This is a genomic window from Rhizobium sp. P38BS-XIX, assembly GCF_012641435.1.
Classification (GTDB): Bacteria; Pseudomonadota; Alphaproteobacteria; order Rhizobiales; family Rhizobiaceae; genus Rhizobium.
In genome coordinates, this window is record NZ_JABAIJ010000006.1 from 385,999 (window position 1) to 412,342 (window position 26,344).

A 26,344-nucleotide genomic window follows, 5' to 3' on the forward strand; every position below is an offset into this window, starting at 1 on the left:
TTTCGGCCAAGCTCGGATTTCTTGTTCCATGGACATGCAGACCACCTTCGCGCCGCTCGTCGCGGATCATAAACGGCGGCTTATTCTCTTCCTGTTTCTGATGACTGCCATGTTCATGGCGACGCTGGATAACCAGATCGTGTCGACGGCGCTCCCGACGATCGTCGGCGAGTTCGGTCATCTGGAGCGCTTCGGCTGGATCGGCTCCGCCTACCTCCTCTCACTCTCCGCCGTCATGCCCGTTTACGGCAAGCTCGGCGACCTCTTCGGCCGCAAATATGTGATGATGACGGCCATCGCGATCTTCACGATCGGCTCGGCCGTATGCGGTCTTGCGGTGTCGATGAACACGCTGATTGCCGCCCGCGTACTGCAGGGCCTTGGCGGCGGCGGCATCCTCGTGTCGATCTTCGCTGTTAACGCCGACATCTTCGAGCCGCGCGAGCGCGCCCGTTACCAGAGCTATTCGAGCCTTGTCCTCATGGCCTCCGGCGCCATCGGCCCCGTCCTCGGCGGCACGATGAGCGATCTGTTCGGCTGGCGCTCGATCTTCCTCGTCAACGTACCGATCGGCTTCATCGTGCTGGCCGGCCTTGCCATCATGCTGCCATACCGCAAGCCTGCCCGCCGCCCGAAGATCGATTATGCCGGTGCTGTCGTCCTTGCCCTGACCACCACAAGCATCGTGCTTGCCGCTGACGGCAGCGAACTCTTTGGATCGCTGCTGTCGCCACAATGCCTCGGCATCATCGCCTTCGGCATCGTCTGCGCCATCGCGTGGGTCTTTATCGAGCGCCGCGCGCCCGAGCCGATCGTGCCGATGACGCTGTTCCGCAACTCGACATTCGGCCTCCTGCTGATCATCTCGATCACCAGCGGCGCCGTTGCGATCGGCATGGTCAACTACTTCGCGCTTTTCCTGCAGACCACGACGGGTCTCTCGCCCTCGATGGCCGGCCTGCTGTTCATTCTGTTGACCGGCGGCATCGTCTGCGGCTCGCTCTCAGCCGGACGGCTGATCGCGGCCAGAGGCCGCTACAAGCCTTTCGCTATCGCAAGCGCTGCTTGCAGCACCATCGCATTCGGCTCGCTTGCCTTCGTTCACGCCGGTACACCCATCCTCTTCATCGGCGGACTGATGCTGCTGCACGGCATCGGCATCGGCCTTGCACAGCAGGTGCCTGTTATCGGCGTACAGAACGCGGCCGCTGCCCGTGACGTCGGCGCAGCAACAGGCGCCGTCACGCTTTCGCGCATGGGCGGCGCCTCGATCGCCATCTCCATCTACGGCGCCATCATCGCCGCCAAGCTCGGCAATGTCGGTGTTTCGATCGCCGGCGTCCCCGATATCGAGGAACTGACGCCCAAGATGATGGCGGCTTTGCCGGATGCAACCCGCGAGGCGGTCGCCAATGCCTATGCAAGCGCCTTCAGCCCGCTCTTCATGACCGCCGCCGGCATCTGCCTCATCGGTCTTTTGACCTCGCTGAAGCTGAAGAACGTTCAGCTTCCGGGTGCGGCGAAGAAATTCGACAGCCCGACGGCCGCCGCTCACGCCGCCGAATAAGCTCCTCCCGCATGCAATCGACAAGGGAATCATTTCCCTTGTCATCCCTTCGTCACGGGTCTAAACCTGCCAGCGCTCTAACGGGGTGCCTTGTGTCTTTCCAGACATCTGGCTGAGAGGCTTTCATCGGCCAACCCGCGGAACCTGATCCGGCTAACACCGGCGGAGGGATTAGACGCGTGACGAAATCATAGCGCCCTTTTCCTCTTCAAGACGAAACCAAAAGGAGGCGCTGTCATGCCAGACCGTTCGCTATTGTCATTCTTCGCCGGCATGGCCTTCGCTGCCGGCGCAACGTTTTTTGCCGCCCAGACCGCCGAGGCCGCAGACAAGACCCTCACCATCTACACCTATGAAAGCTTCACCGCCGATTGGGGACCGGGCGCCAAGGTCAAGGCAGCCTTCGAAAAGACCTGCGGCTGCACGGTCAATTATGTCAGCGTCACCGATGGCGTCGCGCTCCTCTCTCGTCTGAAGCTCGAAGGCGCAGGCACCAAGGCCGATCTCGTTGTCGGCCTCGACACAAATCTCGTCGACGAGGCCAAGGATACCGGCCTGTTCGACACAAGCGGCGTAGACACTTCGGCCCTCAAGGTGCCCGGCGGCTTCAAGGACGATGTTTTCGTGCCCTACGATTACGGCCATTTCGCCGTCATCTACGACAGCCAGACGGTCAAGAACCCACCGAAGAGCATGAAGGATCTGATCGAAGGCGATCCCTCGCAGAAGATCGTCATCGAGGACCCGCGTACCTCGACCCCAGGCCTCGGCCTGCTGCTCTGGGTCAAGTCGATCTATGGCGACAAGGCAGCGGATGCCTGGACGAAGCTCAAAGGCCGGATCCTGACGGTGACGCCGGGCTGGTCGGAGGCCTATGACCTCTTCACCAAGGGCGAAGCGCCGATGGTGCTCTCCTACACGACCTCGCCAGCCTACCACATGATCGAGGACAAGACCGACCGCTATCAGGCGGCCGCCTTCTCGGAGGGGCACTATATCCAGATCGAGGTCGCAGGCCTGATCAAGGCTTCCCCGAACAAGGATTTTGCCCGCGACTTCCTGAAGTTCATGGTCTCCCCGGGCTTCCAGGACATCATTCCGACGAGCAACTGGATGATGCCGGTTTCGGCGACATCGGAACCGTTGCCGGATGCCTTCAACAAGCTCGTGGTGCCTTCGAAGACGTTCCTGATGAGCCCGGCCGACGTCGACAAGAACCGCAAGGCCTGGATCGACGAATGGCTGACCGCCACCAGCGGCAATTGAAGTCTCGGCCATGTTGACGTCCTCCGAACGACGGCGCGCCATTTCCGGTGGAGCGCTCAGCCTCACCGGCATCGCGCTGTTCGTCGGGATTGCCGTCCTTGTTCTTCTCGCCGCCGGCATCGAATCCGGCGGCAACACCACGCTCACCGATCCCTATCTGCTGCGCGTCCTGCGCTTCACTCTGTTGCAGGCGGTGCTCTCGACGCTGCTATCCGTCGCGCTCGCCATACCCGTCGCCCGCGCCCTCGCGCGCCAGCCACGCTTTCCCGGCCGGCTATGGCTGATCCGGCTGATGGCCGTGCCCATGGGCCTGCCGGTGCTGATCGGCGCGCTTGGTCTGCTCGGCATATGGGGCCGGCAAGGGCTTATCAACCACGCGCTTGCAGCACTCGGCCTGTCGCAGCCCGTCAGCATCTACGGCCTCGCCGGCATCCTCCTTGCGCATGTCTTCTTCAACATGCCTCTCGCCTGCCGGCTGATGCTTGCAGGGCTGGAGCGCGTCCCGGCCGAATATTGGCTCGTGGCCGGCGGTCTCGGCATGCGTCCGACCTCTGTCTTTCGGTTCATAGAGTGGCCGATACTGCGCGGCCTCATTCCCGGCATTGCCGGCCTGATCTTCATGCTTTGCGCGACAAGCTTCACGCTGGTCTTGATCCTCGGCGGCGGGCCGGCCGCGACGACCCTGGAAGTCGCGATCTATCAGGCGCTCCGCTTCGATTTCGATCCCGGCCGCGCCGTCATGCTGTCGCTGTTGCAGATTGCCATCACTCTCGTCGTCCTCGGCGCCATGACGCTGTTTCGCGCACCCGACGATCATGGGCTGACGAGCGGCCGTACGCTGCGGCGCATCGATGGACAGGCGCCTGCGGCGCGATGGGCCGATGCCATCTTGCTGTCGCTTGCAGCTCTCTTTCTCGGCCTGCCGCTCGCTTCGGTCGTTGTTGTCGGCCTGGAGGCCGACCTGCCGAAGCTTGCGATCCAACCGATCTTTCTGCAGGCGGCGGTGACGAGCCTGGCAATCGCCCTGGCTGCCGGGCTACTCGCCGTTCTGATATCCTTCGCCATCATTCGCGCTCGCTCGGTCATTTCGGCGGATCGTCACAGAGCGGTTGGTTTGCGCAGCCTGGCCATCGCGTTGAGCGCAAGCTCCTCTCTCATTTTGCTGGTGCCGCCGATCGTCCTTGCAACAGGCTGGTTTCTGGCGCTCAGGCCATTGGGCGACCCCAGCGAATTTGCGGCTATCTTGATTATCATTATCAACGCGCTGATGGCGCTGCCGTTCGTCATTCGCGTGATTGAACCGGCCTATGCCGTCCATCGCCGGCGCACGGAGCGGCTGGCGGCGAGCCTTGGCCTTCACGGCATGTCCCGCTTTCGCCTGATCGACTGGCCAGGCCTGCGCAAGCCGTTCTTCACCGCATTGTCTTTCGCCATGGCCCTGTCGCTTGGCGACCTTGGCGCCGTGGCGCTCTTCGGCTCCAGCAGCCTTATGACACTGCCCTGGCTGGTCTACAGCAAGCTCGGCAGCTACCGCACAAACGATGCCGATGGATACGCGCTGATCCTCGGGCTGGTCTGTCTGCTTCTGACCATGGCCGGCACGACAGGTCAGGGCACAAATGATGACGAAAGCAGACGAAATGGCTGACGGCGGCGACAAAAAGGAACTTGGGATCATCATGGCCGGCGTCGAGCTGCGCCTCGGCACACATGATTTTCGCTTCGATTGCACATTGCCGCAGGGCAGCATCATCGCCGTGACTGGACCGTCCGGCGCGGGCAAATCGACCTTCCTCAATCTGCTTGCAGGCTTCGAACAGCCCGACCGCGGCCGCGTGTTGCTGGCGGGGCAGGATGTCACCGGCCTGCATCCCGCCGAACGGCCCGTGTCCCTCGTCTTTCAGGACAACAACCTCTTTGCTCATCTGGACCTCTTCACCAATGTCGGCCTAGGCATCAGCCCTTCGCTGAAACTCTCGCGGCAGGACAAGCAACGAATCTCAGAGGCGCTGGCGCGTGTCGGACTGCCCGGTTTCGAGACCCGAAAGCCGGGAACGCTTTCCGGCGGCGAACGACAGCGTGCCGCCTTTGCCCGGGCACTGGTGCGTGACAAGCCGATCCTTTTGCTGGATGAGCCCTTTGCCGCGCTCGATCCGGGCCTGCGCTCCGGAATGGTGGAACTGCTGAAGACGCTCCATTGCGAAACCGGCAATACGGTGCTGATCGTATCCCACGATCCCACAGAGGTGCGGCGTGTTGCCGATCACGCCGTCTTCATCGATGGCGGCACCATCAGCCTCGCCGCGCCGATCGACACCTTCCTCAAGACGGATGGCATCCCGGCGCTGACCACATTTCTGCAACATTGATTGCGTCGTTGCATCTTGTTGCCGGCTTTGCCTTAATTTCGTCGTGCCGGGCGGCTGAAAGTCCTGGGGAATGCTTGCTAAAATACAACGCTGCCACATTTAAACGGAGTCTCGCTATGCAACCGGTGCCAAAATCGGCTACAGCAAGGGGTGGAGACCGTCCGGATGAATGCGGATTGATGGGGTGAAAACAACCTTTATCGGCGCGCGACGATGTTCGCCCCGGTAATGATCAACCGGATTTGGCGCCGAGCCGGCATGGCAGCGAAATGAGCGAGACACAGGTACTGAAGCAGAGCGAACGAGCAGAACGAAGGACCAGAGTGAACGTCGCAGCCCGCTTGCGCCGCCTGGCACCGCTTCTTGCCGCGACCGCGATATTGAACAGCTGTCAGTCTGTGATGGATCAGTCCTATCAGCCGAGCGTGTCGCCGTCGGCCAATCCGCAGATCGTTTCGGAAGTTCAGAAGAATGACCCGCGCGCGCAGATGGGCGCCCGCGAGCATCCTCGCATTCTCGCCAGCTATGGCGGCGAATATAAGGATGCCAAGACCGAGCGCCTCGTCGCCCGCATTGCCGGCGCACTCACCAGCGTGTCGGAAAATCCGCAGCAATCCTACCGAATCACCATTCTCAATTCGCCCTCGATCAACGCTTTTGCCTTGCCGGGCGGCTATCTCTATGTGACGCGCGGTCTCTTGGCGCTTGCCAACGACGCTTCGGAAGTGGCGGCGGTGCTGTCGCACGAAATGGCGCACGTCACCGCCAACCACGGCATTGAGCGGCAGAAGCGCGAAGAAGCGGAAGTCATCGCCAGCCGTGTCGTTGCCGAGGTTCTTTCGAGCGATCTTGCCGGCAAGCAGGCGCTTGCCCGCGGCAAGCTGCGCCTCGCCGCCTTCTCGCGTCAGCAGGAATTGCAGGCCGACGAAATCGGCATCCGCACGCTGGGCCAGGCCGGCTATGACCCTTATGCCGCTGCGCGCTTCCTGAACGCCATGGAAGACTACAGCCGTTTCATGTCGGCCAATTCCGACGTCGACCAGAGCCTGGACTTCCTTTCGAGCCACCCGAGCACACCGCAGCGTATCGACCTTGCCAAGGCGCATGCGCGCGAATTCGGCGAGGAAGGCAAGGTCGGCGACACCGGCCGTGACTATTACCTGAACGGTATCGACGGCTTGCTTTACGGCGACAGCCCGGAAGAAGGCTATGTCCGTGGCCAGACCTTCCTGCATGGTGGCCTCGGCATCCGCTTCGACGTACCGCCCGATTTCCGTATCGACAACAAGGTCGAGGCGGTCATGGCGACCGGCCCCGGCGATATCGCCATCCGCTTCGATGGCGTTGCCGACACGCAGAACCAGAATCTGACGAACTATATTTCCAGCGGCTGGGTGACGGGTCTCGATCCGTCTTCAATCCAGTCGATCACCGTCAACGGCATGCCGGCCGCAACTGCCCGCGCCTCTGCCGATCGCTGGGATTTCGACGTCACCGTCATTCGCGATCGCACGCAGATCTTCCGCTTCCTGACGGCCGTTCCGAAGGGGAACATTGCCCAGCTCAACCAGACGGCCAATGTCCTGCGCTCGAGCTTCCGGCACATGACCCCGGACGAAGCCGCTTCCCTGAAGCCGCTGCGCATCCGTGTCGTCACCGTCAAGCCGGGCGACACGACCACCACGCTTGCCGCCCGCATGATGGGCACGGACCGAAAGCTCGACCTCTTCAAATTGATTAACGCTTTGCCAACCGGCGCAAACATCGCACCGGGCGACAGGGTCAAGATTATCGCGGAATAAAGGTCGTTACCCTCTCCCGACGGGGGAATGGGTCTCTCAAGTCATGCAGCGCTGACAGCAATTTCAGGAAAAGTGCATAGCCATGTCTCGTCCGCAATTGCTCGAGAATAAGAAATAAAGCAGCCCAGAGTTTCATGAAAACTCTGGGCTTGTTTAAAATATCCGGCGGCTTTGCGAGAAAGTCACGCTCAGGCTCAAGACTGAACCGAGACTTAGAGCAATTCCAGAAAAAGTGTGCAGCGGTTTTCCGTCCGGAAGTGCGCGAAAACAAAGAGATAGAGCGGTTCAGGGATTCCGTGAAAAGCTGAACCGCTCTATCGACGTGCTTTAAGCGTAGCTTGCCATGCGCGGATCGGCATCCACCAATGCGCTGCGAAGCTTGTCCATGGCGCGGCTTTCGATCTGGCGAACACGCTCCTTGGAGATCCCAAGATCGGCGCCGAGCTCTTCCAGCGTTGCGCCATCCTCGACGAGGCGGCGTGCGCGGATGATCTTCATCTCGCGTTCGTTGAGATGCCGCAAGGCGGATGCAAGCCAGATGCGGCGACGCTCGCCGTCGATCATGTCGGAAACCTGCTCATCGGGAAGCGGCTCGTCGCTGATGAGAAAATCGATGCGCTCGGCGCTTTCGGAATCCCCTGAGATAGACGGGGCCTGCAGCGATGTATCGCTGCCGGAAAGACGGGCATCCATGGTCTGCACGTCGGCCAGGCTGACACCAAGCGTGACGGCGATTTCTTCATGAATGGATTGAACGGTGACGCTTGAGTTGCTTCGAGCGAGCTTGGCGCGCAGCCGACGGAGGTTGAAGAACAGCGCCTTCTGCGCCGAACTCGTACCACCGCGAACGATAGACCAGTTACGCAGGATATAATCCTGGATCGACGCGCGGATCCACCAGCTGGCGTAAGTCGAAAACCGCACTTCCCGTTCCGGCTCGAAGCGCGCCGCGGCCTCGAGAAGCCCTACATAGCCTTCTTGTACGAGATCGCTCATCGGCAGGCCGAAATTGCGAAATTTACCTGCCATGGAAATAACGAGGCGCATGTGTGCTGTGGCGATTTTGTTGCGGGCGCCGCGATCATCGTGATCTTTCCAGCGAATGGCGAGGTCATGTTCTTCGTCGCGATCAAGATAAGGGGCAGCCATCGCTACTTTGATCATGCGCCGATCTGCAGACATATTCGTCATATGCTTCTCCTGGGTTCGGCCTCAAATCGTCTTAGTGCCGCGGACGACGAAAAGGGCAGCAAGCATCGTTTCCGAACATCGCTGTTCGGACAGAAATGAATGAATGAAATTCGAAATTGAAGACCGATATCCGGCTGACCGGAGATCGATAACTAGTCTAGTTCGATCTCATCGAACGGGTCTGACGATTGAAGCATCTTCAGATCGCCGGGGGGCTTCGAATGAAAACGCATAAGCCGGTCCTCGTGAATGTCTATAAACTGGCTCATCCAAGCATGCTCCTCCTTGAGCGTACCCGCACGAACCGTCAACACGAGGTCTAAACGCGGCACAATGGAAAAGGTTCCAAAGAAAAAACCCGGCACGAAGGCCGGGTTTTTGGAGGCTGTATCGGGCAATCGCCTTAAGCGGCTTCGTCCTGGGAATCGTCTTCTTCGATGGCCTTGCCGCGCTTGGGACCCTTGTTGAGATTGGTCTCGACAAGGCGAACGGCTTCGGTTTCCGACATCTTGTTGACGGCGGCAATTTCGCGCGCCATGCGATCAAGCGCAGCTTCGTAAAGCTGACGTTCGGAATAGGACTGCTCCGGCTGATTCTCAGCACGATAAAGATCGCGAACGACCTCGGCGATCGAGATCAGGTCACCGGAATTGATCTTGGCATCATATTCCTGGGCGCGGCGCGACCACATGGTGCGCTTAACGCGGGCCTTGCCCTGCACGACCTTCAGTGCACGCTCGACGAAATCGGTTTCGGAAAGCTTGCGCATGCCGATGCTCATGGCCTTTGCCACCGGCACCTTGAGACGCATCTTGTCTTTCTCGAAATCAATCACGAACAGCTCGAGCTTCATGCCTGCGACTTCTTGTTCTTCGATCGCAGTGATCGTGCCGACACCGTGGGCCGGATATACGATCGCTTCACCAGTCTTGAAGCCATGGCGTGCTGCTGACGGTTTTTTCTGCTGGGTCGTCATTCTATTCAAAAACTCCCTGTTACGCGCCCGGTTAGGGCCGGGGGCCGGGTCAGTCAGGCCCGGATGAGACGGGGGTGCCGTCGGGGTAGCGTCATCCTGGTCCAGCCAGACTTATGCAAAAGGAAACCCACCCATCGCGATCAAGCTCTCGACAACACAAATCGTTGATATGTCAAGGAAACCGCGTACGGATTGGTGATTTGCTTTCGTGATGGTTTTGGGCATGCGAAATGCCGCTGTGGATCAGTATGAGGAACCTATCACAAAAATCTGAGGAAATCAATAATTTGCTTCGCGCGCGCCAAAAAGGCCACGTTGACAGCCGACGCGGCCCCAACGCAATTGATTCGCTTTCTGCGATATCGACTACACCTTTATCGGCGGCCTGTCACGGCCTCGATCAGTCGCCTGCGCCGGGATTTGCCGAGAAATATTTCTCCAGCTTGCCCTGTTCGCCGTCCATTTCCTTGGCTTCGGGCATCGGATCGCGCTTGACGGTGATGTTCGGCCAGATCGATGCATATTCCGCATTGAGCTTCAGCCACTTGTCGAGACCCGGCTCCGTGTCGGGCTTGATCGCCTCGGCGGGACATTCGGGTTCGCAGACACCGCAATCGATGCATTCGTCGGGGTGAATGACGAGGAAATTCTCGCCTTCGTAGAAGCAGTCCACGGGGCAGACTTCCACGCAATCGGTATATTTGCAACGGATGCAATTGTCGGTCACGACGTATGTCATGAAGAACTCCAGGAATGTCTCAAGCTTCCGCGGCTGCGCAACCTGGAACGTCGCACCCTTCCACGGCGCCGAACGAGCGGACAGATACGCCATGCGCACCAGCGCCGTCCGGCTGGTTACCGGCAGGTTGACCGTGAGGTATCGATTTTATGAGCCAATTTCAAGGATAAACAATCTTGAAAACCGCCCGTCGCAGGCAGAGTTTTCTAATCCTCATCAGAAGTGAAGCGGTCGATTGCACGCCGATCGCGCTTTGTGGGTCTGCCGCTGCCGGGAGACCGCAATGCCTGCTCGAAGGGCGTGAGACGTTTTGCCTCATCTGGAGGCGGCGTCAGATCTTCGTAAAGAAGCTTGGCTTCCTCGAATGGGCCGCGGCGTTCGCCGGGCGCGCGCACGACCAGAATGACATCACGCCGCTCCAGAGACAGTTCGATCCGGTCGCCGATCTTGACGCCGTGGCTTGGCTGGACAACGCGCTCGCCATTCACCCGGACGCTGCCATTCTGCACATAATGCTGCGCCAGCGACCGGGATTTCACCATGCGGGCAAAGAAGAGCCATTTGTCGATGCGCTGGCGCGAACCGGAAAATGGCTGCTTCTCGTCCGTCATGACTTATTTCTTCATCTGCTCCTTGAGGGCAGCCAGCTTTGCGAAAGGAGAATCCGGATCGATCGGCTTTTCCTTGCGCGGCGGCTTGGCTTCGAAGCGCAAAGGCTGCGAGGCGCCACGATTGTTCCGGTCGTTCCGATTGTTACGGTCATTCCGGTCGTTGCGTTCGCCACGCTCCTGGCGATCGTTGCGCTCGCCGCGATTGCCCTGATGCTGCGGACGACCACCCTCACGGTTGTCGCCGCGCTGACCCTTGTCACCGCCGCGAGCCTCGCGCCGGTCACGCCCTTCGCGATTGCCCTCGCCGCTTGGCTGTTCGCCACCGCGACGATTGCCTTGATGTCCACGGCCTTCCGCACCCTGCTGGCCGCGACGGTCGCCATGACCACGGCCACCCTGGCGCTGCTGCTGATCGTTGCGGCCGCCAAGGCGCCACAACAGAACCGGCTTCGGCTCAGTCACCTCGGCTGCGGCAGCTTCGGTTTCGCCTGCCTCTGCGGTCGTCTCAGCTGCAGGCTCTGACGCTGCTTCAGCGGCAGGAGCCGCTTCCTGCGTCACAGCCTCGGCATCCTTAGCCGGCTCATCGGCGGCCGTATCTGCATCGTCGTGATCCGCTTTCTCGGCGGCAACATCTGCAGCCGGCGTTGCCGGTGCTGCGGCAGCGTCCTGCTGGGCGAGGTGAGCCGAAGCTTCCTCTGCCTTCACGGCATCGGCGCGATAGCCAAGGCCCTTGAGGATTTCTTCCATGTCCTCGAGCGTTGCGCCGAGGATGGAAAGCATGGCCGTTGTCGTGGTGAAGCGGCGACCGTCATAGGCACCCTCTGGGCGCGAAGCCTGACCCGGCTTCCACTGCAAGAGCGGACGGATGAGATCGGCCAGGCGCTCGAGAATGTCGATACGCACCGCGCGCTTTCCGAGGAACCGGAAGCCCGCAAGCTTGTAGAACATACGCTCGTAGCTCGGATCGGTGACGACAGAGGTGCGGCCTGCGGCCAGCACCGGGATCAGATCGCCATAACCCGGCTTGTCGAGACCATCATTCTTCAACGCCCAGAGCAAGGTGATGAGTTCGGCAGGAGCCGGCTTCAACAAGGCGGGAACGAAGATATGGTAGGCGCCGAACCGAACGCCGTAACGGCGCATGGAGGCACGCGCATCCTGATCCAGCGACTTCACCTCTTCGGTGACGTCACGGCGGAACAGAACGCCCAGGTTTTCCACGAGCTGGAACGCCAGACCCTTGGCAAGACCCTGCAGATCTTCGGCGCGCTGAAGATCGTCGAGCGGCTTCAGGATCGTGCTGATATGATGATTCACGAAGCGCTCGATGCGAGCGGCGACATGATCGCGCGCATTGCCGGTCAACTGCTCGTCGGCGAGCAGGATGACGCGCGGACGCATGATGTGATCGCTACCCGACAGACGCGCAACGGGATCGCCGAGCCAGCGCACGAGTCCATCGGCGCTGATCGCAAGATCGCTGTTGCCGGCCGCATGTATGCGAGCCGCGCGTGCCTCGAATTCCAGCGCAAGCGCCTTCAGCGAGGCGGTCTGGACAGCCTTCGCGTCCGGCCCCTCGGTTCCCGAGATCGGCGTGAACCGGAATCCGGTCAACTGTCCCACATGATGTCCCTCGACGAAGACATCCCCATTTACACTGATTTCAGCTTCCAGCATCGCATTCTCTCTCAGGCGCTTCATGAGCACAGATGTCCTGCGATCAACAAAGCGTTTCGTCAACCTCTCATGTAACGCGTCGGACAATCGATCTTCGATTTCCCGCGTCTTTTCTTGCCAGTGTGTCGGATCGGCAAGCCAGCCGGGCCGGTTCGACACATAGGTCCAAGTCCTTATCTGCGCGATTCGCGCCGAAAGCGTGTCGATCTCGCCATCCGTCCGATCGGCGCGGTGCACCTGCTCGGCAAGGAAATCCTCTTTCACCGTGCCATAGCGCACGAGATCGGAAAAGAGGGTGGCAATGAGATCGGCATGCTGGGCGGGAGTTATGCGCCGATAGTCCGGAAGCGCACAGGCTTCCCATAATTTCTCAACCCTGGCCGGGCTGCTGGCTAAATCGACAATCTCCAGATCGCGTGACAGATATTCCAACGCCTGCTGGTCTACCGCAGGCAGCGCCCGCGTCAAGCCCTGCACGCGCGGCGCGTCTTCAAGACTGCCGCGCAAAGCAGCGATCGAGGAGAAATCGAAATTCTTGGTGCGCCACTGCAGCACCTTCACCGTGTCGAATTCATGACCCTCGATCCGACGAACCAGTTCGTCGTCGAAGGGATCCACATGACCCGTCACCCCGAAGGTTCCGTCTTTCAAGTGACGGCCGGCGCGGCCAGCGATCTGGCCGAGCTCTCCGGGATTGAGATTGCGAAACTGATAGCCGTCGAATTTGCGATCCTGGGCGAAGGCCACATGGTCGACATCGAGATTGAGGCCCATGCCGATCGCATCCGTCGCCACCAGATACTCGACGTCGCCGGCCTGATAGAGCGCCACCTGCGCATTGCGGGTTCGCGGGCTGAGCGCCCCGAGAACGACGGCGGCGCCACCGCGCTGTCGGCGGATAAGCTCGGCGATCGCATAGACCTCGTCGGCGGAAAAGGCGACGATCGCCGTGCGCTGCGGTAGCCGCGTGATCTTTTTCTGGCCGGCATAAAAGAGATGCGAAAGCCTTGGCCGCTCAAGAACGGTAATCCCCGGGAGCAATTGCTCGAGGATCGGCCGCATCGTACCGGCGCCGAGCAGCAGCGTCTCATCCCGCCCGCGCAGGTGCAGGATACGGTCTGTGAAGATGTGGCCACGCTCTAGGTCGCCCGCCAGCTGCACCTCGTCGATCGCGACGAAGGCGGCGCGCGTTTCGCGCGGCATCGCCTCCACGGTGCAGACCGAGTAGCGCGCATTGGGCGGCGAGATCTTTTCTTCCCCGGTGACCAGCGCCACATGCTGCGCCCCGACCTTCTCGACGACACGCGTATAGACCTCGCGCGCAAGCAGCCGCAACGGCAGGCCGATAACGCCGCTGCCGTGCGCCACCATCCGCTCGATGGCATAATGGGTCTTGCCGGTATTGGTCGGTCCGAGCACCGCGATTACACCGCGTCCGCTCAGGATCATAGGCTGCGAGTTTTGAGTCATAGGTCCGTGCATGGGCGAGAAACTACCGTCTTCCGATCAGCAAGCTTCTCCGGGAAGAAAGGAAGAGATGACGACCATATGTGACAAAGGCAAGACCTGAATAAAAAAACAGCGCCAGCAACAATCGATTTTATCAGTGACGATCTCAACCGGAAGATACATTATCGCTGCACTCTCTGCGAGTCCCGACGATTCCGGAACAGCTTGAGAACGAATCGGAGACGAATCGATGACTCCATGAGGTTCCGCATTCGTTCACTACTACATATGGATTTCCAGCGAGAGAATCCCACCAAATCATGAATCGATTTTTCCATGCTTTTCGACGAGAAACAGCGTCAAGCATTGAATCCTACCTAAATGACATTCGAGACGACACTATGGTTAATGATCTGTAAAGTCTTACGATTCTCTGTTTGCCGACAACCGGATTAACGAATGGGCCAAAGCCGGAACGAATCGGAGACGAATCGCTGATTCCAATCGTTTCTACCTTTGTTCGCCACAACATGTAGTGGTTTTGAATTCACGACATACCGGACTCTGAATGGTTGAGACGACGAATCCCGCCTGAATCATGGATTGCGATTAACCTTTAGGCGAGATCAGGCTGAGCGAAGCAAGAAACACAATCAAAGGATGCATTCATTAACACTTCGACCAAAGCCGGAACGAACGGGCGACGAATCGCTGACTGCGCCGCGTATTTCATTTGTTCACGGCTACATATTGTAGCTAGCCGCGAAATTATTTCGATATGGCCACGCCGCCTCAAAAGCATAGCCGTCGGAAACCTCTTAAAATTAACGATTACGCCTAGCGGTCACCACTTTTCGGCGATCGACCCGAGCGATTGTTGCATGGCGGAAGTTATGGGGAGGACAGGAAAGGGCATACCGTCATCAACCCAAGCCCAAACACGGAACGAATCACAGACGAATCGCCGACATCCAGGCTTTCCTGTTTCGTTCCCTACAAGCTATTGTATTATAACGATATTTTAACCATAGACACAGATCGATTTCCTGCTCGCTCCTAAAAACAATCGTCTGCTGCGTTATCGCTTCGCTGTTGTGGAAGCAGGCCTACATTCCGATTTTTATTTCTCAACCGGAACAATTCGAAGCGAGGCAAGTTTCTACGATCAGAAATGCAAAGAACTCCGCTTGTTCGCAACGAACGGACCAAGCTGGAGCCGCTGAAATGTTTCGCCGGCTGCAGAAAGCTTCGGCGGAATATCAAGCAAGGGACACTGGAGGACACGGAAATGCTTGGTACAGTATTGCTTGTCATACTCATTCTGCTGTTGATCGGCGCCTTTCCGAGCTGGGGTTACAGCCGCGGTTGGGGCTATGGCCCATCCGGCGGTCTCGGGCTGGTCCTCGTCATTGTCCTCATACTGCTATTGATGGGGCGGATTTGATCCGCTGAATGATTATTCAAACCTCGCAACACCAGGGAGCTAAAACCATGAAAAAGATCATTGTCGCGATTGCGCTCATCGGCGGGCTGGCATCTTGCACGTCGACCGAAAAAGGCACCGCCATCGGCGCCGGCACCGGTGCTTTGATTGGCGGCGTCGCCACCCACAGCTGGGGTGGCGCAGCGGTCGGCGCAGTCGCGGGCGGCGTCGTCGGCAATCTCATCGGTCGCTCCGAAGATCGCGCCGGCTACTGCATCTATCGCGACCGTTACGGCCGTCGCTACGAGGCTCGTTGCCGCTAACACGAAGCATCATCACTGGCCGGCTGTTATCTAGCCGGCCAGTGATGATTTTCAGAACATCAGCAAGATCGTTCGGGACGACAGAGCCCGACCGTTTCCGTCTCCCCGCACCGACGCGCGGGCGGAGAGCAGAATAGCAGTGTTTTGAGAAAGGAACGGCATAATGGCCGCAATCATCGCAAGCATTGCAGCAGTCGCACTCATCGGCACCACATTTTATGTGCTCATCAGTGCGGCCAGGGCACGCTACAATGAAAAACGCGAGACGGCATTTGAAGCCGTCATTCTGGAATTCAAGCCGCGGCAACGCCAGGCGGCCAGCTCTGGCAGGCGTTGATTGCCGGCAGCCCGGCAATCTCCGTGGCGATCAAGACATAAACCTAAACGACGAACTGACCGCCATTGGCGCTGATCGTCGATCCGGTGATGAAACCTGCATCGTCGCCGGCTAGAAAGACCGCGATGCGAGCAATTTCTTCCGGCTCGCCCAGGCGACCCACCGGGATTTGCGGGATGATTCGCTCGTTCAGAACCTTTTCCGGCACGGCCAGCACCATTTCCGTTCCAATGTAGCCGGGGCAAATGGCGTTGACCGTGATATTCTTGGCCGCACCTTCCTGCGCAAGCGCCTTGGTGAAACCGAGATCGCCGGCCTTCGCGGCGGAATAGTTCGCCTGTCCCATCTGCCCCTTCTGACCGTTGATCGAAGAGATGTTGATGACGCGGCCGAAGCTGCGATCACGCATGCCCTGCCAGACATGATGGGTCATGTTGAACAGGCCGGTGAGGTTGGTATTGATGACCTCATGCCACTGCTGTGGCGTCATCTTGTGGAACATGGCGTCACGGGTGATGCCGGCATTGTTGACCAGAACCTCGACATGACCGAGATCGTGCTCGACCTTGGCGATACCCTTGCCGCACGCCTCATAGTCGCTCACGTCCCACTTGTAGACGGAGATGCCGGTGACCTCATGGAAAGCCCGGGCTTTCTCCTCGTTGCCGGCATAAGTTGCCGCCACCTTGTAGCCTGCATTGCGCAGCGCCATCGAAATGGCCGCTCCGATACCGCGCGTTCCTCCGGTTACCAATGCCACCCTGCTCATGCGCCACTCCCCTTTGTTGCTGCGGGGACGGGAGACCGATCGTCAGGTCGCCCGCTCCGCTTTCATCGCATCTTCTGGAAATTTCGTCTGGAACGCGCTTCAGAGCGCCTCGAAGCACATGGCGACACCCATGCCGCCGCCGATGCACAGGGTAGCCAGCCCCTTGCGGGCGCCGCGACGCTTCATTTCGAACAGCAGCGTATTGAGGATACGCGCGCCGGACGCGCCGATCGGATGGCCGATGGCGATGGCGCCGCCATTGACGTTGACGATCGACGTATCCCAACCGAGGTCCTTGTTGACGGCGCAAGCCTGAGCGGCAAAAGCCTCGTTGGCTTCGACGAGATCGATATCGCCGACGGACCAGCCAGCCTTTTCCAGAGCCTTTCGCGATGCCGGGATCGGGCCAGTGCCCATGATCTGAGGATCGACGCCGGCGGTTGCCCAGGACACGATGCGGGCAAGCGGCTGGATGCCGCGGCGCGAAGCCTCGGCCTCGGTCATCAGAACGGCGGCGGCAGCGCCGTCATTGAGGCCAGAAGCGTTGCCGGCGGTGACCGTGCCTTCCTTGTCGAAGGCTGGACGGAGCTTCACCATGGCGTCGATCGTCGCGCCGTGGCGGATATACTCGTCGGCATCGACGGTGACGTCGCCCTTGCGGGTCTGGATCGTGAAGGGGACGATCTCGTCCTTGAAGCGGCCTGCCTTCTGGGCAGCCTCTGCCTTGTTCTGCGAGGAAACGGCAAACTGATCCTGATCCTCACGCGAAAGTTGCCACTGGCGTGCGACGTTCTCGGCGGTGATGCCCATGTGATAGCCATGGAAAGCATCCATAAGGCCGTCCTTGATCATGGTGTCGACCATTTTCATGTCGCCCATCTTGGTGCCGGCGCGAAGGTGCGCGGCGTGCGGCGCCATCGACATGGATTCCTGACCGCCTGCGACGATGATTTTCGCGTCCCCGGTCAGGATCTGCTGCATCCCGAGTGCGACGGCGCGCAGGCCGGAACCGCAAAGCTGGTTCACGCCCCAGGCGGTGGCCTCCTGCGGAATGCCAGCCTTCATGGCAGCCTGGCGAGCCGGGTTCTGGCCTTCGCCTGCCTGCAGCACCTGGCCGAGGATCACTTCGTCCACTTCCCTGGCTTCGACCCCTGCGCGCTCCAGCGCACCCTTGATGGCGGTCGCGCCGAGTTCATGAGCGGGGACGGTCGCAAATGCTCCGTTGAAGGAACCGACGGCCGTGCGGGCGGCGCTGGCGACGACGATGGATGTACTGCTCATGGAAGCCTCCTCACAAAAATGAACGTGTATATGAGGCGAAACTGTCAAAGCTTTGCGCCGGAGTCAAACTGCAAGAAATCCCCGGCCGCAGATTTCATGAAGCCGTCACTGCCCACGAGAAATGCAATCAAAGGAAAGGGCTTGCCGCATCGCACAAACCGATTGTCACCAAGCTTCTTTTGCGTCTACACTCGGCGGTGGAGGAGTATTCCATACAATCAGACGGGGCCAGGAGACTGATAATGGCAAAAAATGAGGGCCAGATCGTAATCAAGAAATACGCCAATCGCCGCCTATACAACACTGGCACCAGCACATACGTGACGCTGGATGACCTGGCGGAGATGGTCAAGAAGGGTGAGGAATTTACCGTACAGGATGCCAAGAGCGGTGAGGATATTACGCATTCCGTCCTGACGCAGATTATTTTCGAGCAGGAATCGAAGACCGGAAACACGCTGCTGCCAATCTCTTTCCTGCGGCAGTTGATCGGCTACTACGGCGATCAGATGCAGATGGTCGTGCCGAGCTTCCTCGAGCATTCCATGCGCTCCTTCACCGAACAGCAGACCCAGATGCGCGAGCAGATCAATCGTGCCTTCGGCGAAACGCCGCTCGGCAAGAACCTGCAATTGCCCATGCAGATGGTCGAGGAGCAGGTTCGCCGCAACACCGAGATGTTCCAGCAGGCCATGCAGATGTTTTCGCCTTTCATGAAGCAGCCGGCGAAAGAAACACGCAAGGCGGAAGCCAAGGATATCGACGAACTGAAAGAACAGCTTCGCGCCATGCAGAGCAAGCTGGACAGCCTCTGAAACGGACCTCGCATCCAAGGCGGATGCGAGCGCTTCCACGGCTCTTTTCTCAAGGAATTTCAGTTTCTCAAGAAATTTCAGGCCCAAACGAAAGCGCAAAATAAAAAAGGCTGGCGAAACGCCAGCCTTTTTTATTCATGCCATCAAGGCAGCGCTGAATTATGCGCTTTCCTTCGGCGTCAGGACCTGGCGGCCACGGTACATACCGGTCTTCAGATCGATATGGTGCGGGCGGCGCAGTTCGCCGGAGTTCTTGTCTTCAACGTAGGTCGAAGCCTTCAGTGCGTCAGCCGAACGGCGCATACCGCGCTTGGACGGGCTCGTTTTTCTCTTCGGTACAGCCATTTTCGTTACTCCACTTTGCGGATGAAACATGTTAGCGGCCAGCCAGGCGGCCGAAACAGACATGCATCAATTTCGGAAATTGGGGCGGCTTATACATGGCGGATGGGGCTTTGACCAGTCCCTTCCAGCATTTTTTGGCCGCCACGTCCGATTCAGACGCGATGGTGCCGAATCAGCGGTTCAGGCCTCCTCCTCCGGCACGATCCACGTTTCCTGCAGCGCCGCTTCCTCCCACTTCTTCCATGCGGGCAGCGCCTTCATCGCAGCCATATAATCCTTCGTGTCCGCGGAGGTCGCTATATCGTATTTTTCAAAGCGGCTGACGACCGGCGCGAACATCGCATCCGCTCCCGAAAATGCGCCAAACAGGAATGGCCCGCCGGAGCGGGAGCGTGCCTCTTGCCAGATCGTTTCGATCCGCGCGACATCCTCCATGACGCCTTCGGGCAAATCGAGGCGGCTCACCGGGCGCCGCATGTTCATCGGGCAGGCATTGCGCAACGCGCGAAAGCCCGACAGCATTTCCATACTGTAGGCGCGTGCCAGAGCCCGTGACTGCCTGTCCTTCGGCAAAAGCCCGGCATCGGGGAAAAGCTCGGCCACATATTCGATAATCGCAAGCGATTCCCAGATCTTGAATTCGCCATGGGCAAGCATCGGCACCCGGCCCGTCGGCGAAACCGCCCGGATATTCGGGTTGCCAGCAGGAAAATCGAAGGGGATCAGCACCTCCTCGAAGGCAACACCGCATCCCTCAAGCGCGATCCAGGGCCGGAATGACCAAGAAGAATAATTCTTGTTGCCGATATAGAGGGTCAGCTTGTCCATGTTCCCTGCTCCCTTGCTGCTATTTGGCGTCGAAGACCAGAAGCTCTTCGAAATGGTTCATATCCTCAAAAGAGCAGAAAGCCGGCGGCCGCAGCTCCAGAACGGGCACCTCGGCGCGAAGCTCGGCGGCCACCTCGTCGAGCATGGCCTGCCAGCGTGGCAGCGCCTCGTCCGACAAACGCTCGATGACATAGGTGAAGGTGATGTGAAAGGCATAGGTTTCATGATCGGCATGACGATAGCCCAGAAGATCGGCCAGCGCATCGCGCCATTGGCGCATGATCTTGCGATCTGCTTCCGTCGCGCCGTCGACTAGGAGACCGCTCGGACGCGCCTTCATCACGGCCACCTTGAATGGATCGCGCATGGAGAAGGTCTTCAGCCGCTCATCCATGATCTCCGTCATCTCGTCGATCGGCGTATCGAGCGGCAGATCTGGCGGCCAGTGGGGCTGCGTCCGCCGATATTCGATGATGCCCTGAAACAGGGTCATGTGCAGGCTGGAGACGGGCGTGAAGGCAAATTGCCCTGCTTCCGGCATCGCGAGATATTTCTCCCGCGCAGCAACCAACGCTCGCTGTGTCCTCGTCCCCTCCATCACATGACAGACGACGGTATTGCCGGGCTCTGGCTGAAATACACCAGAGATATTGTATCGCGTGCCGAGATGCCTCGGCAGCTCTGGATGCAGGCTCTTGGAGTATTGCAGCAGTTCGGGCGAAAAGGCGGAGAAATCCATGAGGCTTGTCCGATCGACATTGGCAGGTCATCCGCCCTTACGTTACGAGCAAGAATGCCAGATGACGATCATCCGATCGAACGACAAGTTCTGATCTCAATCATAAAGGCATTTGATATATGCATCGGCGTTGTGCGCCCTGCGCTGGATCAGGGAAGCGAGCTGGCTCAGACCCCGCCCCGGCTTGCTCGCCACGCGATCGATCGGGTTCGGCAGCGACACGGCAAGAAGCGCGGCCTGGCGTGCCGTCAATTTGGATGCCGGCACTTTGAAATGGTAGCGCGCCGCAGCCTCGATGCCGTAGATGCCAGGCCCCCACTCCGCAACGTTGAGATAGAGCTCCATCATCCGGCGTTTCGACCAAACCGCGGAGGCGGAGACGGCCAAGGGCAGTTCCAGCGTCTTGCGCACGAAGGAGCGGCTGTTCCAGAGAAACAGGTTCTTCACGGTCTGCATGGGAATGGTGCTGCCGCCGCGCGTGGATTTACCCTGCAGCGTCTCCTGCACCAGCATCCGCATCTCGCCCCAATCGACGCCGCCATGGAAACAGAACTGGCCGTCTTCGGACACCATCACCGATTTCACCAGCACCGGTGCGATATTGTCGAGCGAAACCCAACGTCGGTCATATCCCTGAAACGTCGCAGCATCGCGCAACATCAGCGTCGAAATGGGATGAATGAACGGCAACAGATAGAAAACGATGAGAACATAGGGCAGCAGCAACAGGCCGATCAGCACGAGAACGATGCGCTGCCAGAGAGGACGATCCCGAAAGCGCGCCAAAAGGGAGGTCCGTTGCGGCACCTCGGCTTCCTCCTCATTGTCCGTCGATATGTCCAATTGCCTGACGTCCACGGTCGCTCCATCCCGGCACGGCTTTTCAATGCATCCGGGAAACGCTCTGATGCTTTACCCGTCATACCGTCTACATAAAGCAATGACCAGAGTGCGACGTCATTCCCCACCCGGCTGTTGACAATTCTCGTTGCCAGCCACCGCCTCTCATGCCAAACAGCGGCCATGGACAGCACCTCTTCCTCATTCGAACATCGCCTCAAGGATCATGCGGGCAAGACCGAAGCTCTTTTGAAGCAGCTTCTCGCCGATGCCAACCTTGATGACGAGATCGTTCGGCCGAACAGGCTGCTGAGCGCCATGCGCCATGGCGTCCTGAACGGCGGCAAGAGGCTACGACCTTTTCTTGTCACGGAATCGGCCGCCCTGCTCGGCGGGAAGGCGGATGCCGCCCTCAGGATCGGCGCGGCCCTTGAATGCGTGCACTGTTATTCGCTCGTGCATGACGATCTGCCGGCCATGGACGACGACGACCTGCGCCGCGGACAGCCGACGGTCCACATCGCTTTCGACTACGCAACGGCGATCCTGGCCGGTGATAGCCTGCTGACCTATGCTTTCGACATCATCGCGGCGCCTGAAACGGAGCTGCCGGCAGATCGGAAAATGGCGCTGGTGCTCGCCTTGTCGCGCGCAGCAGGCATTGGCGGCATGGCCGGCGGCCAGGCGCTCGATCTTGCGGCGGAGAAAGAAACGCCGGATGAAACCGGCATCACGACGCTGCAGGCGATGAAGACCGGCGCGCTGATCCGCTTTGCCTGTGAGGCCGGCGCGATCATCGCCGGTGCCACGACGGACGATCGCAAACGCCTGCGCATCTTCGGCGAAAAGATCGGCCTCGCCTTCCAGCTGGCCGACGATCTGCTTGATCTGACGGCCGACGCGGCCACGCTGGGCAAGGCGACCGGCAAGGATGCAGCCCGCGGTAAGGCTACGCTCGTTGGGCTGCATGGGCAGGAATGGGCGGAGACAACGCTTGCAAAGCTGGTGAGCGACGCGGGCGATCTTCTCTCCGGCTACGGCAACAAAGCTGACGTCCTGATAGAGACGGCGCGCTTCGTCGCAAACCGCAAGAACTGACAGCCCTTCGACAGCCACCCACTTCAGGCAAACCGGTTACGGTTTGTTGCGGACGAGATCGTGGTCGAACAGGCTCTTTCCGCAATCGGTGATCGTCAGTGACGAGGGACGCGGCGAGAAACCGAGCAGCTTGCGCGCCTTCTGCGACGTCAAACCGAACTTTCTGCCGATAAGCGGCACCAGCGGCCGCAGATCCCTGAGGAACGGCGCAAGAAGCCGCACGAGAATGCTCGGCATGCGCCGTATCGGGGCTTTGGCTCCGCGCGCGCCCAAGCCTTGTCGTAAGGCTTTCGCGATCTCCTCGAGCCACAAAAACTCGCCGGCGACGATGAAACGCTGGCCAGCGGCATCCGGCGAGATCATCGCCTGCACATGCATATCGGCAATATCGCGAACGTCGACCACCCAGAAGCCAAGCCGTGGCAGGAATTTGGGTTTGCCAAGCAGCAGGTCACGAATGATGCGCACCGAGCCCAGATTGCCGGCCGTCAGCAGCGGGCCAAAGACCGCGCCCGGCAGCACGGTCGAAAATTCCGTCGCGCCGCCATTGGCTTCCATGAACTCCCACGCCGCACGCTCTGCCAGAATCTTCGACACACGATAGATATCGAACTGAGGATCGTGCGGATCGGCCCACATCGTCTCGTCGCTGACGAGATTGAGTTCCAGCGGCGGACGAGCGGTGGCGGCCGCCGAAGTCATCACCACCCGCTTGACTCTCGCATCGACAGCAGCCTTCAGGACCCGCAGCGTGCCCTGACGCGCAGGGCGAACAAAGGCCTCACGATCGCCGGCTGGAGCATTGCTTAACGGCGAGGCGACATGGAGCACATAATCGCAGCCTGCCATCGCCTCGGCCCATCCTCTATCGTCCAGAAGTTCGGCGGCATGGAAGGACAGGTTGGACGTATCCTTCACGATGGAAGCGATCGCGGCACGCGCTGCGGGTTCTTTTGATAGATCGCGCACAGTCGTGCGCACGAGGTAGCCGCGCTGAAGCAGGGCGGCGATGCACCATCCAGCGACAAAGCCTGTGCCGCCGGTAACGAGAACTGTCTCTTTCATCGAATCTCCAAGGCCGTACAGGCCGTTTATTGACCATTAGTATACAAGCGTATACATTAGGAAACAAGATAAGTCTACGGCGGTATATTTGGATGGAAATACATGGATCCGAGGACACACCCCGACCGCGCAACGCAGCCGCCACGCGCGCCGCTATTCTTGAATCTGCAAGGCTTGCCTTCATCCGCTCAGGCTACGAGGGAGCCGGCGTTCGCGAGATTGCAAAAGGCGCCGGCGTTACCGCCATGCTCATCAATCGCTACTTCGGCTCAAAGGAAGAGTTGTTCGCCGAGGTGCTCGAGCGGGCCAATGAAAACCCCATCATCGCCACAAGCGACAATCTTCGCTCGCCCGACAGGGCAAGGATTGTCGCAAGAATGTTGCTGGAGGTGACGGCGCCCAACGCGACGGCTCTGGATGGCTTCATGATCATGCTGCGCTCAGCCTCGAGCGACGCCGCTCTCGAAATCGGCCGAAAGGTCGTCGAAAAGCAAAATCAGCGTAACATCACGGCCGCCCTGTCAGGCAAGGCGGCGCCGCAACGGGCAGCAGTTCTTCTATCGCTGGTCGCTGGCGTACAGATCATGCGGCAGATGATAGGCCTCACGGCCATGAACGCGGAGGCATCCGCGGAATTGCAGGCAATCCTGGAGCCGATCGTGCGCCAACTTATGGATGCCGAAGAAACGGCAAAACTTGGCTAATCGCTGCGGCGATCCATTCAGCGATGGAATGTCACCATCACAAGAATCCATGCGTCGACGGGTGATTTTCGCCGTACGTTATGACAAGTTCGCAAGCTGAATTGGTTCGCAGCCGTGGAATTATCCGCGTCGACGAATGCCCCGGAAAGTTATTCTCCATGCGCGAAGCCCTCGCCTATCTGCCGCAGATCCTGCCGGCCTACATCGCCTATATCGTTGCCGTCGTCAGCCCCGGTCCGGCCATCATGGCCATCATCGGCACCTCGATGACCCATGGCCGCAAGGCCGGGATGACCATCTCGCTCGGCATTTTCGGGGGATCGTTGACATGGGCGATTGCCGCCGCAGCCGGCCTTGCCACGTTGCTGCAGACCTATGCGATGGCGCTGGAAGTTCTGAAAATCTTCGGCGGCCTCTATCTGCTTTATCTGGCCTATAAGGCATTCCGCGCCGTGCGCTCCAACGGCGACCTGCCGACCGCAACCAGCGAAACGAAGGTACCGACGTTCAAGTCGCTGGTTCTGCGCGGCTATGGCATCCACGTCACCAACCCGAAGGCAATTTTCGCCTGGCTGGCCATCATCGCGCTCGGCATGCCGCAGGGTGCGCCCGCGTCTGTCGCAGCGCTGATCATCGTCGTCTGCTGCGCGACGGGTTTTCTGGTGTTCATGGGCTATTCGGCGCTGTTTTCGACGCCGCATGCGCTGCGGATATACCGCAATGCGCGTCGCTGGATCGAGGGCGCCATGGCCGGCTTCTACTGCTTTGCCGGCATCAAGCTGCTGACCGGCAGTCTCTGAACCCAATCAGAGCGGCGGATCACTCCGCCGCGACGTTCTTCTGGCCGAACCGCTTCTCGATGTAGTCGGCAACCAGCGCTTCGAAATCCGACGCGATATTCGGGCCGCGCAGCGTCATGGCCTTCTGGCCGTCGATGAAGACAGGGGCGGCCGGCGTCTCGCCGGTGCCGGGCAGCGAAATACCGATATCGGCATGCTTGCTTTCGCCCGGGCCGTTGACGATGCAGCCCATGACGGCCACGTTCAGCGCCTCGACGCCCGGATATTTCTCGCGCCAGACCGGCATGTTCTTGCGGATGTCGTTCTGGATGTTCTGCGCCAGTTCCTGGAAGACCGTCGACGTCGTACGGCCGCAGCCGGGACAAGCGGCGACGACGGGGATGAACTGGCGGAAACCCATGACCTGCAACAGTTCCTGCGCCACCTGCACTTCGCGGGTGCGGTCGCCGTTTGGCTCCGGCGTCAAGGAAACGCGGATCGTGTCGCCGATACCGTGCTGCAGCACATAACCCATGGCGGCGGACGAGGCGACGATGCCCTTGGAACCCATGCCGGCTTCGGTCAGGCCGAGATGCAGCGCATGGTCGGAACGCTCCGACAGCATGGAATAGACGGCGATCAGATCCTGCACCTGGCTGACCTTGGCCGACAGGATGATGCGGTTGCGCGGCAGGCCGATTTCCTCTGCAAGGCTGGCGGAGATCAGCGCCGACTGCACGATCGTCTCCCGCGTCACCTGCCGGGCCGACAGCGGCGAACCTTCGGCGGCATTCTTGTCCATCAGCGCGGTCAGGAGGTCCTGATCGAGCGAACCCCAGTTGACGCCGATGCGCACCGGCTTGTCGTAGCGGATCGCCATCTCGATGATTTCGGCGAACTGCTTGTCCTTCTTGTCCTTGAAGCCGACATTGCCGGGATTGATGCGGTATTTCGCCAGCGCCTCGGCGCAGGCAGGATGATCGGCAAGCAGCTTGTGGCCGATATAATGAAAATCGCCGATCAGCGGCACATCCATGCCGAGGCGCAGCAACCGTTCGCGAATCTTCGGCACGGCGGCAGCGCTTTCATCGCGGTCGACGGTGATGCGCACCAGCTCGGAACCGGATTTATAAAGGGCGGCGACCTGGGCGACGGTCGAATCGATATCGGCCGTGTCGGTATTGGTCATGGACTGCACGACCACGGGCGCACCGCCGCCGACAATCACGCCGCCAACATCGACGGCAACGGAGGAACGGCGCGGTTTCGGATCGAAATCGGTGACGGACGACATGGAAAGCTCTCGCAGGCCTCGGAAATGGATGCCTTTCAGGTGGATCACGAAACGGTC

At 59.8% G+C, this 26,344-nt stretch carries 25 protein-coding genes and 1 riboswitch; of the genes, 12 read left to right on the forward strand and 13 right to left on the reverse strand.

Features of this window, described 5'->3' with window-relative positions:
• The first annotated feature begins 28 nt into the window (after window positions 1-28).
• The 5 genes from HGP17_RS21255 (at window position 29) to HGP17_RS21275 (ending at window position 7,004) form a co-directional block, all read left to right on the forward strand.
• The gene (locus HGP17_RS21255) at window positions 29-1,567 is read left to right on the forward strand and encodes an MDR family MFS transporter (protein WP_168812435.1); all 1,539 of its coding nucleotides are present in this window, start codon (window positions 29-31) and stop codon (window positions 1,565-1,567) included.
• 71 nt (window positions 1,568-1,638) lie between these two features.
• Window positions 1,639-1,755: riboswitch (TPP riboswitch) on the forward strand.
• A gap of 85 nt (window positions 1,756-1,840) precedes the next feature.
• Complete coding sequence (gene thiB, locus HGP17_RS21260) at window positions 1,841-2,833, forward strand: thiamine ABC transporter substrate binding subunit (protein WP_205926076.1); 993 nt, start codon at window positions 1,841-1,843, stop codon at window positions 2,831-2,833.
• A 10-nt stretch (window positions 2,834-2,843) separates the two neighbouring features.
• Complete coding sequence (thiP, locus tag HGP17_RS21265; RefSeq protein WP_168812437.1) at window positions 2,844-4,481, forward strand: thiamine/thiamine pyrophosphate ABC transporter permease ThiP; 1,638 nt, start codon at window positions 2,844-2,846, stop codon at window positions 4,479-4,481.
• Window positions 4,474-5,202 carry an ATP-binding cassette domain-containing protein gene (locus HGP17_RS21270; protein ID WP_168812515.1) on the forward strand — a complete coding sequence of 243 codons (729 nt, stop codon included), beginning with the start codon at window positions 4,474-4,476 and terminating at the stop codon, window positions 5,200-5,202. Before thiP ends, HGP17_RS21270 begins: the two co-directional genes overlap by 8 nt.
• Window positions 5,203-5,603: 401 nt before the next feature.
• Window positions 5,604-7,004: a M48 family metalloprotease gene (locus tag HGP17_RS21275; protein ID WP_246704170.1), complete on the forward strand. Its 1,401-nt coding sequence runs from the start codon at window positions 5,604-5,606 to the stop codon at window positions 7,002-7,004.
• 327 nt (window positions 7,005-7,331) lie between these two features.
• Here HGP17_RS21275 and HGP17_RS21280 read toward each other — a convergent pair whose 3' ends face one another.
• The 5 genes from HGP17_RS21280 to HGP17_RS21300 all read right to left on the reverse strand — a co-directional run bounded on the left by HGP17_RS21280 (window position 7,332) and on the right by HGP17_RS21300 (window position 13,668).
• Window positions 7,332-8,195 carry an RNA polymerase factor sigma-32 gene (locus HGP17_RS21280; RefSeq protein ID WP_168812438.1) on the reverse strand — a complete coding sequence of 288 codons (864 nt, stop codon included), beginning with the start codon at window positions 8,193-8,195 and terminating at the stop codon, window positions 7,332-7,334.
• A 403-nt stretch (window positions 8,196-8,598) separates the two neighbouring features.
• A complete protein-coding gene (locus HGP17_RS21285) occupies window positions 8,599-9,171 on the reverse strand; it encodes a CarD family transcriptional regulator (RefSeq protein WP_068389886.1) in 573 nt (190 codons plus the stop codon).
• Between the two features lie 400 nt (window positions 9,172-9,571).
• Entirely contained in the window at window positions 9,572-9,910 is a 339-nt protein-coding gene (gene fdxA / locus HGP17_RS21290; protein WP_168812517.1) for a ferredoxin FdxA, read from the reverse strand.
• A 206-nt stretch (window positions 9,911-10,116) separates the two neighbouring features.
• Window positions 10,117-10,521, reverse strand: a complete 405-nt coding sequence (locus HGP17_RS21295; protein WP_168812439.1) for an RNA-binding S4 domain-containing protein — start codon at window positions 10,519-10,521, stop codon at window positions 10,117-10,119.
• Between the two features lie 3 nt (window positions 10,522-10,524).
• A complete protein-coding gene (locus tag HGP17_RS21300; RefSeq protein WP_168812440.1) occupies window positions 10,525-13,668 on the reverse strand; it encodes a helicase-related protein in 3,144 nt (1,047 codons plus the stop codon).
• Between the two features lie 1,267 nt (window positions 13,669-14,935).
• Between HGP17_RS21300 and HGP17_RS21305 the strand changes: the two genes are divergently transcribed.
• From HGP17_RS21305 to HGP17_RS21315, 3 genes are all read left to right on the forward strand, one after another.
• Window positions 14,936-15,091: a DUF3309 family protein gene (locus HGP17_RS21305; protein ID WP_168812441.1), complete on the forward strand. Its 156-nt coding sequence runs from the start codon at window positions 14,936-14,938 to the stop codon at window positions 15,089-15,091.
• 47 nt (window positions 15,092-15,138) lie between these two features.
• Window positions 15,139-15,393, forward strand: coding sequence for a YMGG-like glycine zipper-containing protein (locus HGP17_RS21310; RefSeq protein WP_168812442.1), 255 nt, complete (start codon window positions 15,139-15,141; stop codon window positions 15,391-15,393).
• Between the two features lie 163 nt (window positions 15,394-15,556).
• The gene (locus tag HGP17_RS21315; RefSeq protein WP_168812443.1) at window positions 15,557-15,730 is read left to right on the forward strand and encodes a hypothetical protein; all 174 of its coding nucleotides are present in this window, start codon (window positions 15,557-15,559) and stop codon (window positions 15,728-15,730) included.
• 43 nt (window positions 15,731-15,773) lie between these two features.
• Here HGP17_RS21315 and phbB read toward each other — a convergent pair whose 3' ends face one another.
• Entirely contained in the window at window positions 15,774-16,499 is a 726-nt protein-coding gene (gene phbB / locus HGP17_RS21320; RefSeq protein ID WP_168812444.1) for an acetoacetyl-CoA reductase, read from the reverse strand.
• 99 nt (window positions 16,500-16,598) lie between these two features.
• A complete protein-coding gene (locus HGP17_RS21325) occupies window positions 16,599-17,780 on the reverse strand; it encodes an acetyl-CoA C-acetyltransferase (protein WP_168812445.1) in 1,182 nt (393 codons plus the stop codon).
• A gap of 242 nt (window positions 17,781-18,022) precedes the next feature.
• Between HGP17_RS21325 and phaR the strand changes: the two genes are divergently transcribed.
• On the forward strand, window positions 18,023-18,595 hold the full coding sequence (gene phaR / locus HGP17_RS21330; protein ID WP_168812446.1) for a polyhydroxyalkanoate synthesis repressor PhaR: 573 nt from the start codon (window positions 18,023-18,025) through the stop codon (window positions 18,593-18,595).
• A gap of 159 nt (window positions 18,596-18,754) precedes the next feature.
• Here phaR and rpmF read toward each other — a convergent pair whose 3' ends face one another.
• The 4 genes from rpmF to mtgA form a co-directional block, all read right to left on the reverse strand.
• A complete protein-coding gene (gene rpmF, locus HGP17_RS21335) occupies window positions 18,755-18,940 on the reverse strand; it encodes a 50S ribosomal protein L32 (protein ID WP_006724402.1) in 186 nt (61 codons plus the stop codon).
• A 180-nt stretch (window positions 18,941-19,120) separates the two neighbouring features.
• Window positions 19,121-19,768, reverse strand: coding sequence for a glutathione S-transferase family protein (locus HGP17_RS21340; RefSeq protein WP_168812447.1), 648 nt, complete (start codon window positions 19,766-19,768; stop codon window positions 19,121-19,123).
• Window positions 19,769-19,787: 19 nt separating this feature from the next.
• Window positions 19,788-20,507 carry a DUF1868 domain-containing protein gene (locus HGP17_RS21345; protein ID WP_168812448.1) on the reverse strand — a complete coding sequence of 240 codons (720 nt, stop codon included), beginning with the start codon at window positions 20,505-20,507 and terminating at the stop codon, window positions 19,788-19,790.
• A 96-nt stretch (window positions 20,508-20,603) separates the two neighbouring features.
• Window positions 20,604-21,350: a monofunctional biosynthetic peptidoglycan transglycosylase gene (gene mtgA / locus HGP17_RS21350; protein ID WP_168812518.1), complete on the reverse strand. Its 747-nt coding sequence runs from the start codon at window positions 21,348-21,350 to the stop codon at window positions 20,604-20,606.
• 180 nt (window positions 21,351-21,530) lie between these two features.
• On the opposite strand from mtgA, the gene HGP17_RS21355 reads away from it, so the two are divergent.
• The gene (locus tag HGP17_RS21355; RefSeq protein WP_168812449.1) at window positions 21,531-22,445 is read left to right on the forward strand and encodes a polyprenyl synthetase family protein; all 915 of its coding nucleotides are present in this window, start codon (window positions 21,531-21,533) and stop codon (window positions 22,443-22,445) included.
• A gap of 36 nt (window positions 22,446-22,481) precedes the next feature.
• Here the strand turns inward: HGP17_RS21355 and HGP17_RS21360 are convergent, their stop codons facing one another.
• Window positions 22,482-23,510, reverse strand: coding sequence for an NAD-dependent epimerase/dehydratase family protein (locus tag HGP17_RS21360; RefSeq protein ID WP_168812450.1), 1,029 nt, complete (start codon window positions 23,508-23,510; stop codon window positions 22,482-22,484).
• A 92-nt stretch (window positions 23,511-23,602) separates the two neighbouring features.
• Here HGP17_RS21360 and HGP17_RS21365 point away from each other — a divergent pair, with 92 nt between their 5' ends.
• Both HGP17_RS21365 and HGP17_RS21370 read left to right on the forward strand, forming a co-directional pair.
• The gene (locus tag HGP17_RS21365) at window positions 23,603-24,214 is read left to right on the forward strand and encodes a TetR/AcrR family transcriptional regulator (RefSeq protein WP_168812451.1); all 612 of its coding nucleotides are present in this window, start codon (window positions 23,603-23,605) and stop codon (window positions 24,212-24,214) included.
• A 158-nt stretch (window positions 24,215-24,372) separates the two neighbouring features.
• A complete protein-coding gene (locus tag HGP17_RS21370; RefSeq protein WP_168812452.1) occupies window positions 24,373-25,014 on the forward strand; it encodes a LysE family translocator in 642 nt (213 codons plus the stop codon).
• A gap of 19 nt (window positions 25,015-25,033) precedes the next feature.
• On the opposite strand, the gene ispG is transcribed toward HGP17_RS21370, so the two are convergent.
• Complete coding sequence (gene ispG / locus HGP17_RS21375; RefSeq protein ID WP_168812453.1) at window positions 25,034-26,287, reverse strand: flavodoxin-dependent (E)-4-hydroxy-3-methylbut-2-enyl-diphosphate synthase; 1,254 nt, start codon at window positions 26,285-26,287, stop codon at window positions 25,034-25,036.
• Between the last annotated feature and the right edge of the window lie 57 nt (window positions 26,288-26,344).